Consider the following 11,636-nt stretch of genomic DNA (forward strand, 5'->3'; position numbering starts at 1 on the left):
CGGCAGGAGTATGTACATGGACTGGCAGTTCTGGATCGACCGCGGCGGCACGTTCACCGACATCGTGGCGCGCAGGCCCGACGGGCAACTCGTCACGCACAAGCTGCTGTCCGAGCATCCGGAGCAGTATCGCGACGCTGCGGTGGCCGGCATCCGCCACCTGCTGGGGCTCGCGCCGGGGGAACCGGTGCCGGTCGAACCGCAGTTGCGTATCGAGGCGGTGAAAATGGGGACCACGGTCGCGACCAATGCGCTGCTCGAGCGCAAGGGCGAGCCGACCGTGCTGGCCATCACGCAGGGTTTCCGCGATGCCCTGCGCATCGCCTACCAGAACCGCCCGCGCCTGTTCGACCGGCATATCGTGCTGCCCGAGCTGCTGTATGCCGAGGTCATCGAGATCGAGGAACGCATGGGCGCGCACGGCGACGTGGTCCGTCCGCTGGACGAGGCGGCGACGCGCACCGCGCTGCAGGCGTGCTTCGATCGCGGCCTGCGCGCGATCGCCATCGTATTCATGCACGGCTACCGCTACACCGCGCACGAGGCGGCGACCGCCCGCATCGCGCGCGAGATAGGCTTCACGCAGGTATCCGTCTCCCACGAGGTCAGCCCGCTTCAAAAGCTGGTCGCGCGCGGCGACACCACCGTGGTCGACGCCTACCTGTCGCCGATCCTGCGCCGCTACGTCGACCAGGTGGCCAGCGAGCTGCCCGGGGTGAACCTGCAGTTCATGCAGTCCAGCGGCGGCCTGACCGATGCGCGCGCCTTCCAGGGCAAGGACAGCATCCTGTCCGGCCCGGCCGGCGGCATCGTCGGCATGGTGCGCGCCAGCCGGCTCGCGGGCTTCGAACGCGTGATCGGCTTCGACATGGGCGGCACCTCCACCGACGTCTCGCACTTCTCGGGCGAGTTCGAGCGGGTGTTCGAGACCCAGGTGGCGGGCGTGCGCATGCGCGCGCCGATGATGAGCATCCATACGGTGGCGGCGGGCGGTGGCTCGATCCTGCATTTCGACGGCACCCGCTACCGCGTGGGCCCGGACAGCGCCGGCGCCGACCCCGGCCCCGCCAGCTATCGCCGCGGCGGGCCGCTGGCGGTCACCGACTGCAACGTCATGCTGGGCAAGATCCAGCCCCGGCACTTCCCGCACCTGTTCGGCACGGGGGGCAACGAGCCGCTGGACCTGGACGCGGTACGCGCGGGCTTCGTCGCGATGGCGAAGCAGATCGGCGCCACCACCGGCCAGACGCCCGCGCCGGAAGCGGTGGCCGAAGGCTTCATCCAGATCGCCGTCGGCAACATGGCCAACGCCATCAAGCAGATCTCGGTGCAGCGCGGGCATGATGTGACCGAGTACGCGCTGACCAGCTTCGGCGGCGCCGGCGGCCAGCACGCCTGCCTGGTCGCCGACGCGCTTGGCATGAAGACGGTCTTCATCCACTCGCTGGCCGGGGTGCTGTCCGCCTATGGCATGGGCCTGGCCGACCAGACCGCGATGCGCGAACAGGCGGTGGAGCTGCGCCTGCTCGACGTGGGCAGCGACGCGCTCGCGGTGCGCCTGGATGCACTCGGCGAGGCCGCGCGCGGCCAGTTGCTGGCGCAGGGCGTTGCCCCGGAGCGCATCGAACTGGTGCGGCGGGTCCACCTGCGCTACGAAGGCACCGATTCCGCCATCGTCGTGCCCTTCGCGGACATGGCGGGCATGCAGGCGGCCTTCGAGCAGGCCTACAAGCGCCGCTATTCCTTCCTGATGCCTTCGCGCGGCCTGGTGGTGGAGGCGGTGTCGGTGGAGGCCATCGGGCGCGCGGACGCGCCGGCCGAAAGCGCCGCCGCCGGAGCGGCCGACGGGGTGCCCCCCGCGCCCGGCGAGACCGTGCGCATGTACAGCGGCGGGTCCTGGCACGACACGGGCATCTACCTGCGGCAGGCCATCCGGCCAGGCGACACGCTGCGCGGGCCTGCCATCATCGCCGAAGCGAATGCGACCACCGTCGTCGAGCCCGGGTGGCAGGCGCGGGTCACGCCCCACAATCACCTGGTCCTGACCCGCGTCGAGGCGCTGCCCGAGCGGCGCGCCATCGGCACCACGGCCGACCCGGTCATGCTCGAGATCTTCAACAACCTGTTCATGTCGATCGCCGAGCAGATGGGCCTGCGCCTGCAGAACACGGCCTATTCCGTGAACATCAAGGAGCGCCTCGACTTCAGCTGCGCCATCTTCGATGCCGACGGCAACCTGGTGGCCAACGCGCCGCACATGCCGGTGCACCTGGGATCGATGGGCGAGAGCATCAAGACCGTGATGCGCAAGAACGCCGGGCGCATGCGGCCGGGCGACGTGTACGCGCTGAACGATCCCTACAACGGCGGCACGCACCTGCCGGACGTGACGGTCATCTCGCCGGTGTTCGACGAGGCCGGCGACGAGATCCTGTTCTATGTCGGCTCGCGCGGGCACCATGCCGACATCGGCGGGACCACGCCCGGCTCGATGCCGCCGGATTCGACCCACATCGAGCAGGAGGGCGTCCTGATCGACAATTTCAAGCTGGTCGATGGCGCGGACGGCATCCTGCGCGAGCAGCAAGCGCGCGCGCTCTTGGGCGGCGCACGCTACCCGGCGCGCAACCCGGACCAGAACATGGCCGACCTGCGCGCCCAGGTGGCCGCGAACCAGAAGGGCGTCGAGGAGCTGCACAAGATGGTGGCGCATTTCGGGCTGGACGTGGTGCGCGCCTACATGGGCCACGTGCAGGACAATGCGGAAGAGGCGGTGCGGCGGGTGATCTCGGCGCTGAAGGACGGGCAGTACAGCTACGACCTCGACAACGGTGCGCGGATCGAGGTGGCGATCCGCGTCGACCGCGACGACCGCAGCGCGCAGATCGATTTCACCGGCACCTCCGGCCAGTTGCCGAACAACTTCAACGCGCCCTCGGCGGTATGCATGGCGGCGGTGCTGTACGTGTTCCGCACCCTGGTGGAGGACGAGATCCCGCTGAATGCCGGCTGCCTGAAGCCGCTGAAGGTCATTATCCCGCCGGGCTCGATGCTCAACCCGCACTATCCCGCCTCGGTGGTGTCGGGGAACGTCGAGACCTCGACCTGCATCACGAATGCGCTGTACGGCGCGCTGGGCGTGATGGCGGCAAGCCAGGGCACGATGAACAACTTCACCTTCGGGAATACCCGCTACCAGTATTACGAGACCATCTCGGGCGGCTCGGGTGCGGGCGAGGGCTTCGACGGTACCGACGTGGTCCAGACCAACATGACCAACTCGCGCCTGACCGATCCGGAAATCCTGGAATTCCGCTTCCCGGTGCGGCTGGAAAGCTACGCCATCCGCCAGGGATCGGGCGGGGCGGGGCGCTGGCGGGGTGGCAATGGCGGGGTGCGCAAGCTGCGCTTCCTGGAGCCGATGACGGCGGCGATCCTGTCGAACAACCGCATCCATGCGCCGTTCGGGATGGCGGGTGGCAAACCGGGCGAGCGCGGGCGTAACACGGTGCTGCGGGCCGACGGGACAGTGGAGACCCTGGGCCATATCGGGAAGGTAGGGATGGAGCCGGGCGACTTGTTCGTGATCGAGACGCCGGGCGGTGGCGGATACGGCATGGCTTGAACGGGCACGCCCGGGCTCGCTTCGCGCCGGAAGGCCGGCGCCGTCCGGCCATGGCGTATGCACCGAGACTAGTTGTTGCGTTGTTCATTGATTGCTAGCAAGATAGCCACTCCGTCACCTTTTGCGAGCAACGATGATGCGCTGGATCCGCCGTGTGTTATTGATGCTGCTCGTCCTTGCTTGCGGGCTTGGCATCGCGATCTTCCGGACTGCCCTGCGCAGCGAAAAACCGGTGGGCTTCCAGCTCACCCAGGCCGCCGGCGCGAACGGACGAGCGCTTGCTGTCGGCGTCTGGTATCCAACCACGGCAAGTCCGCGGCCGACCACCTGGCTGGGGCTCGGGTTGATGGACGTGGCGCGCGACGCGCCGGTTGCGGGACACGATCTGCCGCTGATCGTGATCTCGCACGGAAACGCAGGTGGGCCCGGCAGCCACGCCGACCTCGCGCTTGCGTTGGCTGACGCAGGGTATGTCGTCGCGGCCCCCATGCACGGCGGCGACAACTACGTGGACCAGAGCGCGGCGGGAACGGTGCCCTGGCTCGGCGCCCGAAACCGCGAGTTGCACGTCACCATCGACTACATGCTCAAGGAGTGGACGGGCCGCGCCAGCATCGATCCGGACCGCATCGGCGCGTACGGGTTTTCCGCCGGCGGCATCACGGTGCTCACCGCATTGGGCGCCCAGCCAGACCTGCGCCGGATCGCGGCACATTGTGCTGGTACCGCCGAGTTCGTTTGCGGTTTGTTCCGCGACGGCCGTTCGCCCTTGCTCGATCCCGCAGCGGCGGAAAAGGGCAACGGCTTCACGTCCGACGCGAGAATCCGGGCTGCCGCGGTGGCGGCGCCGGGCCTGGGATTCCTGATGGGACCGGATGCGCTCGACAAGGTCCGCGCGCCTGTCCAACTCTGGAGCGGGGAGAAGGATACGCATGTGCCGTATGCCACCAATACGAAACTGGTACGTGCGGCACTCGGCCCGCGCGCCGAGTTTCATTCGGTTCCCGGCGCCGGGCATTTCTCGTTTCTCGTCCCATGCGGCGTCCTGGGACCTCCGGCCCTGTGCGCCGAAGACGGAGCGTTCGACAGGACCGCATTCCACACGCGCATGAATGGCAGCATCGTCGCGTTCTTCGGGAAAAATTTGTAGCAGCTCACATCAGTGGAAGGCCAGAGCTTCGTCGCGCGATCGGCCACTTCGATCCCCGATTCCGGTGCTCCGTCCGACATCATCGCGCATGGGGCGCATGCCTGGATAACATTCCTGCAAGTCCGCCGCCGGTTCGCATCCGCGTTGCCGAAGGACCGATCGCTTGCGTGAGCTGCGGCTTCGCCGCTCCCGGCGCCGACCAATATCCGATTTTGCATGTGGAAGACAATGACTATCCTGCACCGCGCTATCCTGCTTCTTTCCCGCGTCCTGTTACTGGTTCCCCTCGTCGCCGTCGTCGTACCGGCGACGGCGGGGGAAAGGGCGCAAGGGGTCACTGCGGCACAGTTCCGCGAGGATGTCGCCTTCATTCGCGATTCGATCACGCGCATGCATCCGGACCCCGCGTTCTCGACCGACCCGCACGCCATGGAGCGCGCGCTCGCGCAACTGGCAAGGGGCGTGCCGCCGACGCTGACCGTGGATCAGGCGTGGCAGCGCCTGGCAGCGCTCAATCCCTTGCTTGCGGACGGCCACTTCTTCATCGGCCATGCCGACTGGCGCAGCGATACGCAGCGCTGGCTCGCTGCTGGCGGCAGCCTGTTTCCGCTCGAGGTGGAGGTCGGCCCGGACGGCACGCTGCTGGTCCGCCCCGACACTGCGTCGCAGGCAGCGGCGCCCGCCCGTATCGTCTCCGTCGATGGCGTGCCGGCCGATGTGCTGGTGCCGGCACTGCTGGAGAAGGTCCACGGCGACACCCCCGGGTTCCGGGCCGCGCTGCTGGCCCAACGCTGGTGGCTGTACTACTGGAAGACGTACGGCGCGCCGGAACGCTACCGCCTGGTCCTCGAGCAGGGCGGCAAGCGGCGCACGGTCGATCTGCCGGGCAGCCGGGCGCTTCCCCTTGTCATGCGCAAGGAGGCGCAGTCGCCGTTCAGGCTCGCAATCGAGGCCAATGGCCGCGCCGTCCTGACGGTCGATTCCTTCGACCAGGCCGATCCGGCGCCATTCGCCGCATTCACGCGCGACGCGTTTGCCCGAATCCGGGAAGCGGGCGTGACCGAGCTCGTAATCGACATCAGCAATAACGGCGGCGGCAACGACGCGTTGTGGCTGGAGGGGCTGATGCCCTACCTGGCCAACCGGCCATACCGCACCGGCTCGACCTACCGCGCGCTGACGCGTCCCGGGGGCGACGCGCCGGCCAGCCTGGTGGACGGTGAAATCGCGACCTGGCGCCAGCCGCAGCCGGACCATCCATTGCGCTTCGGCGGCAAGGTGTACGTGAAGATCGGGGCGGGGACGTACTCGTCGGCGATCCTGTTCGCCAACGTCATGCGCGACTTCCGCTTTGCAACACTGATCGGCTCGGGAGGCCTGGCAAGGCAGGCCCAGTCCGGCGGCGTGCGCACTGTCCGGCTACCGCACACCGGCCTGGTGTTGTCGCTGCCGCGCTTCATCCTCGATCCCCCGGCAGGGCGTTCCCCCGGCGCCCTGTTGGAAGCCCAGGAACTGCCAAACGGAATGCCGGCGGCCGCTGCGAACTCCTGGCATGGCAGTAGCAGGCCGCTGGCCAGGCATGTTTCCGCGCCGCTCACTCCACAATCTGCACTATTCTTGTAAGCAGATCGTCGCGGCGGGGCATCCTGGACGCGCGCCACGGAGGCGCGCCCCGCGATGCGCGCTGCAGATCCCATTGCCGCCTGTGCCCCATCGCACAGGAATATGGGCCAGGCCGAACCCTCCGCAAACTGGACACGCTGCTATGAAACCCAGGCAGTTTAGTGCGCAGGACATCATCGAATGCATGACCGACGGCTTTGTCGCGTTCGACAAGCAGTGGCGCTACACCTATGTCAACGCGCACGCGGCAAGGATGTTCGGCACCACGCCGCAGGCCCTGCTCGGCAGGACCTATCTCGAGTGCTTCCCGGACGCGCAAGGTACACGGTTCGAGCTGGCCTACCGGCAGGCCATGCGCGAGCGGATCGCGGTGCACATCGAGGATTACTATCCGCCCTGGGGACGCTGGTTCGAGAACCATATCTATCCCGCCGCGGACGGCATTTCGGTCTTCTTTCATGAAATCACGGAGCGCAAAGTTGCGGAGCAACTGCTGGCGGACAACGCGGCCCAGTTGGCGGAGACGCAGCAGCTTGCCCGCCTGGGCAGCTGGAAATGGTTGGCGGAGTCCGGCAAGATCCTGTGCTCGGAAGAGCTGGCCCGGATCTTCGGCCGTGAGCGCTCCACCATCGACAGTCTTGCGAGCTTCATGGCGTGTGTCCTTCCCGAAGACCGGCCCGTGCTGGTGCAGGCCAGGGAGCAGGCGGTCCGGCGGCACGACGCATGGGAAACGGAATACCGCATCGTGCATCCGGAGGGGCGGCGCCTGTTCATCCGCGAACGCGGCAAGGTCATGCTCGACACCGCGGGCAATGTCAGCGCCTTGTCCGGCTATGCGCAAGACATTTCCTCCATCAGGCAGGCGGAGAGCGAGCTGCATAGGCAGCAGCAACTCATGGGCATGATTGTCGACGCGATGCCGATCAATATCTACGTGAAGGACAGGCATGGCCGTTACCTGCGGTTCAACAAGGAGGCCGAACGGGCGACGGGCACGCCCCGGGAAGAGGCGATCGGCAAGACCGATGACGACCTGTTTCCGGAACATATTGCCAGCACCATCCGCGCCGAAGACCGGCTCGTCATGGAGACAGGCGAGACGACCACCCGCGAAATGACGCTCCCCCTGCATGGCGGGTCGCGCCACATGCTGGTGGGCCGCTCCCGGTTGCAGCTGGCGGACGAGGAAGCCTCGCTGCTCGGGTTTTCCATCGATATCACTGACCGCAAGGAAAGCGAATTGCGCTCGGAATACCTGGGCAGCCACGATCCGCTGACGGGACTGCCGAACCGCAGCCTGCTCCAGGACCGGCTCGAACATGCGATCGCCCACGCCCACCGCACCAAGCGTGTCGTCGCGGTGCTCTTCTTCGACCTCGACCGCTTCAAGGTCATCAACGACAGCCTGGGGCACAAGTGCGGCGACGAGCTGCTGTGCGTGCTGGCGCAGCGGCTGGCGGGCTGCATCCGGGAGGGCGACACGCTGGCGCGCCTGGGCGGGGACGAGTTCGTCATCGTGCTGGAAGACCTGGAGAGCGCGGGCGAAGCCGCCTTTTATGCGGAAGAGGCCCTGACGCGGATCGCGCAAAACCTGGCCCTGGAGATGCAGGTGGTGACGCCATCTGCAAGCATGGGCATCAGCCTGTATCCGAAAGACGGCGAAGACTCCGCCACCCTCCTGAAGAACGCCGATATCGCGATGTACCAGGCCAAGAAAGCCGGGGGGAACGGACTGCGCTTCTTCGACCATGTGATGAACGCGCAGGCGATGCGCCGGATGCTCATCGAGAGCAACTTGCGCAGGGCGCTCGATTCGGGGAGCAGCCAGGTCGGCCTGCACTACCAGCCCATCGTCGACCTGACGTCCGGGCGCCTGATCGGGATGGAGGCGCTGGCCCGTGGCAATTTCCCCGACCGCTCGATCTCGACGCCCGACTGCTTCATACCGGTCGCGGAGGAGACAGGCCTGATCGTGCCGCTCGGGGAGAAGCTGCTGCGCCAGGCCTGCGGGCAATTCGCGCGCTGGCAGCGGGAAGCGGACACCGATGTGGCCTTGTCCGTGAACCTCTCGGTGCGCCAGCTCGGCGCATCCGGCCTGGTCGCCATGGTGCGTTCGGCGCTCGGGGATACCGGCATGGATCCGGCGCTGCTGCAGCTGGAAATCACGGAGACCGGCCTGATGCACAACATCGACCACGCCCGCCGCATCCTGCACGAACTCGCGCAGATGGGAATCCGCCTGTCGATCGACGACTTCGGCACCGGCTACTCGAGCCTGAGTTACCTGAAGACCTTACCCATCCACAAGCTCAAGATCGACCGGTCCTTCGTGCGCGACGTCGTCGAGGACAATGATGACGCATCGATCGTCAATGCGATCATCGGCCTCGCACACAACCTGGGGCTGAAAGTGATCTCCGAAGGGGTGGAAACCAGGGAGCAGATGGATTTCCTCAGGAACCACGGGTGCGACGAGGGACAGGGCTACTACTTCAGCCGGGCGCTGGACAGCGGCAGCATGGAAGCCTTGCTGGTCCGCTCCCGGAATCCTTCCAGCGATGTACGCGGACGGCATTGAGGGCGATTGTCCCGGCAGCCCGGGTCACACGACCGCTCCAGCGGGCCGTGCATCGCCTTCCACGCGTACGAACCCGTCCGAGAGTACCCGGTGAATGACGCGGCTCGCGACGTCGTGCGCTTTCAGGTACTCGACAGCGCCGAGGGTCCCGCAGCAGGTTTGTAGCAAGACGCCTTGTCGAATGGCATCCGGCATCGCTTCCGTAACGCGGTCGGCGACGCACGGGGCGCGTCTGGTCCGGCGCCCGGTTTCGAAGGTTTTCATCGCGACCCTTTGCACGTAGTAAGGACAGGACGCACGATAAACCCCGATCATGACCATGCGATGACAGTGTGTATGCATCGGCGGCGTGGTCCCTTGCCGAACCGATGCAATCCGGAACTAACTTCCATCCGGAATGCACGCAATATCAAACTAATAATCTTCCTGAAGAAACCACAAAAACAGGATGTTAGGGAGAGATCCCAAGAAATCACTTTAAGTGTATTTATTGCTCTGCTAGCATCGTCGCTCGCATGGAGGAAGACATGGCTGAGCAAGGCAACAACGATGCGCGTCGCGACGTTGCGACGGCAAATTATGTCGATGAAGGGGTAAAGCTGTGCCGGCGCTACGGACTGCATCCGGCTTTGCTGTTCATGGAACAGGTCGGCGTGCCGCGACCGGTCGCCCTCAGGGTCCTCTGCTCGCCCAGCCATTTCCGCCAGCATGACCGCCGCCGCGCGCCCAGGCCGAGAAGGTATCACACGGAATGCGGCGCCATCGATTTCACGGCGCAAGGCTGAGCCGACGGGAGCGAGGCGCCGGCGACGTGCGGCGTGCCCCAGCGCTGCGGCCGTGCCTGGGTGGGCGACACCGCCTAGCCGGAAATACCGTACTTGCGTTTGGCCTGCTGGAGCTCCGCGATCAGCGCCGTCAGCCGCGGATGCCCCGGGTCCATCGCCCGCAGCCGCTCGATCTGCTCGCTGGCCACTTCGCCCAGCGCATGGTCCCAGCCGAGCTCGTGCACCTGGCGCAGGATGCCGCCCGCCACCGCCACGATCACCTGCAGGTTGCCCGGCGCGATATGCAGCGCCTCGAGCAGGGTCTGCACGGCGCCGCGCACGTCGCCCATGTTGCGTTTTTCGTCGGCCACGCCCAGCAGGATCTGCGCCTGCGCGCGCAACTGCTGGCCCATGCCGTCGGCCAGGTCAGGGCGGCCGGCGCGCACGAACACGTTCATGGCCTGGTCCACCGTGACCGGGCTGGCGACGTCGTGCGCCACGCTCAGCATCACGTTCGAAGCCTGCTCGTCCATCCGGTGCGCGAGGCAGGCCTGGGCCAGCCCGATGCGCAGGTTCGACGACAGGCCGCTGCCCGCGCGCGCCGCGCCGGCAGCGTTCGCGAGCTCGGCGATGGCGGCGCTGGTGTTGCCCATCCTGTCGTGCAGCAGGGCGCTCGAATAGGCCTTGCAGGCATCCGCGTTGGCGCTGCCGCGCAGCGAACGCTCCAGGTCGCGGATCACGCCGCTTGCCTGGGCCACGTCGCCGCGCGTCACCAGGGCCCTGACCAGGTTGACGTGGTCTTCCGGATTGCGGAACTCCGAGTATCTCGCCTTGGTGACGACCTGCCTGAACGATTTCTCGGCCGCCTCGGCGTCGCCGTTCTCGAGCGCGACCTCGCCCAGCTTGCGCAGGCGGCGCACCATGTGCGGCGAGATCGACACCGCTTCTTCCAGCACTTTCTGCGCGTCCGCGGTCGCGCCGAGCTGCTCGTGGCAGCGCGCCAGCAGGTCGTAGGCGGCCATCAGGCGCGGGTTGGCCTGCACCAGCTGTTCCAGGGTGGCGCGCGCCTCCTCGACCTGGCCCTGCGCGAGCATGGTGCGCGCCAGGCCCAGGCCCGCCCAGCCGAGCGGGCGCTCGGCCAGCACCTTGCGGTAGATCGCGGCCGCGTCCCCATGCTCGCCGACCGAGACATGCAGCTCCGCCTTCAGTCGCAGGAAATCCAGCGCATAACGCGGGCTGGCGATCGCCGCGGTGGTGCAGGCACGGATGGCGTCGAATTGCTTGCCCTGGGCGGCCAGTTGCCAGACCGGGAGCAGGGCGGTGCGGCGCTCCAGCGCGCGCTTGATGCGCCCGCCCAGCATCTCCGTGGTGAACGGCTTGAGCACGTAGTCGGTCGGGGTCAGCTCGGCCGCGCTCACGACCTTGTCGTAGACGCCTTCCGAGGTGAGCATGATGAAGATGGTGGACGCGGTGATCAGGCGGTGGTGGCGCAGGTCTTCCAGCAACTGCTGGCCGTCCTGGCCGTCGCCGGCGGGGCCGCCCAGGTCGTACTCGCACAGGATGACGTCGTAGGCGCGCTTGCCCAGCTGCTTGATCGCGGTGCCGGCGTTGACCGCATACTCGACCTTGCCGATGCCTGCCTGGTTGAGCATGTTCTGCAGGCTGGTGCGCATGCCCGGATTCGGGTCCACCACCAGTACGCTCAGGTTCGCGGCCAGGTTCGCGCCGAGGTTCGCGCTGCGGTTCGCGTAATCTTGCATCGTCGTTCTCGTTTTCCGTGGGTACGCGCATCCGGATCGACGGCGCACATTCTGTCATTATGTAGCGCTCACAATACCGATAAGTTTCACCGGGATCAAGAAATGTCCGTTCTACAACCTCAGCACTGAGCAGAAT

The 11,636-nt window shown here is 66.9% G+C and carries 7 protein-coding genes; 5 read left to right on the forward strand and 2 right to left on the reverse strand.

The window, feature by feature from the left end:
• The first annotated feature begins 16 nt into the window (after positions 1 to 16).
• The 4 genes from ACFFJK_RS08255 to ACFFJK_RS08270 all read left to right on the forward strand — a co-directional run bounded on the left by ACFFJK_RS08255 (position 17) and on the right by ACFFJK_RS08270 (position 8,976).
• Positions 17 to 3,625 (forward strand): hydantoinase B/oxoprolinase family protein, encoded by a 3,609-nt coding sequence (locus tag ACFFJK_RS08255; protein WP_379678700.1) that lies wholly within the window; start codon positions 17 to 19, stop codon positions 3,623 to 3,625.
• A gap of 133 nt (positions 3,626 to 3,758) precedes the next feature.
• Positions 3,759 to 4,775: an alpha/beta hydrolase family protein gene (locus tag ACFFJK_RS08260; protein WP_379678701.1), complete on the forward strand. Its 1,017-nt coding sequence runs from the start codon at positions 3,759 to 3,761 to the stop codon at positions 4,773 to 4,775.
• 228 nt (positions 4,776 to 5,003) lie between these two features.
• Positions 5,004 to 6,398 carry a S41 family peptidase gene (locus ACFFJK_RS08265; RefSeq protein WP_379678702.1) on the forward strand — a complete coding sequence of 465 codons (1,395 nt, stop codon included), beginning with the start codon at positions 5,004 to 5,006 and terminating at the stop codon, positions 6,396 to 6,398.
• Positions 6,399 to 6,540: 142 nt separating this feature from the next.
• Positions 6,541 to 8,976 (forward strand): sensor domain-containing protein, encoded by a 2,436-nt coding sequence (locus ACFFJK_RS08270; protein ID WP_379678703.1) that lies wholly within the window; start codon positions 6,541 to 6,543, stop codon positions 8,974 to 8,976.
• Between the two features lie 24 nt (positions 8,977 to 9,000).
• Here the strand turns inward: ACFFJK_RS08270 and ACFFJK_RS08275 are convergent, their stop codons facing one another.
• On the reverse strand, positions 9,001 to 9,240 hold the full coding sequence (locus ACFFJK_RS08275; RefSeq protein WP_379678704.1) for a hypothetical protein: 240 nt from the start codon (positions 9,238 to 9,240) through the stop codon (positions 9,001 to 9,003).
• A gap of 251 nt (positions 9,241 to 9,491) precedes the next feature.
• Between ACFFJK_RS08275 and ACFFJK_RS08280 the strand changes: the two genes are divergently transcribed.
• On the forward strand, positions 9,492 to 9,761 hold the full coding sequence (locus ACFFJK_RS08280) for a hypothetical protein (RefSeq protein ID WP_379678705.1): 270 nt from the start codon (positions 9,492 to 9,494) through the stop codon (positions 9,759 to 9,761).
• Between the two features lie 74 nt (positions 9,762 to 9,835).
• On the opposite strand, the gene ACFFJK_RS08285 is transcribed toward ACFFJK_RS08280, so the two are convergent.
• Positions 9,836 to 11,500, reverse strand: a complete 1,665-nt coding sequence (locus ACFFJK_RS08285) for a tetratricopeptide repeat protein (RefSeq protein WP_379678706.1) — start codon at positions 11,498 to 11,500, stop codon at positions 9,836 to 9,838.
• Positions 11,501 to 11,636: the final 136 nt, after the last annotated feature.

Origin of the sequence: Massilia consociata (assembly GCF_042432755.1) — a bacterium.
Lineage (GTDB): Bacteria > Pseudomonadota > Gammaproteobacteria > Burkholderiales > Burkholderiaceae_D > Telluria > Telluria consociata.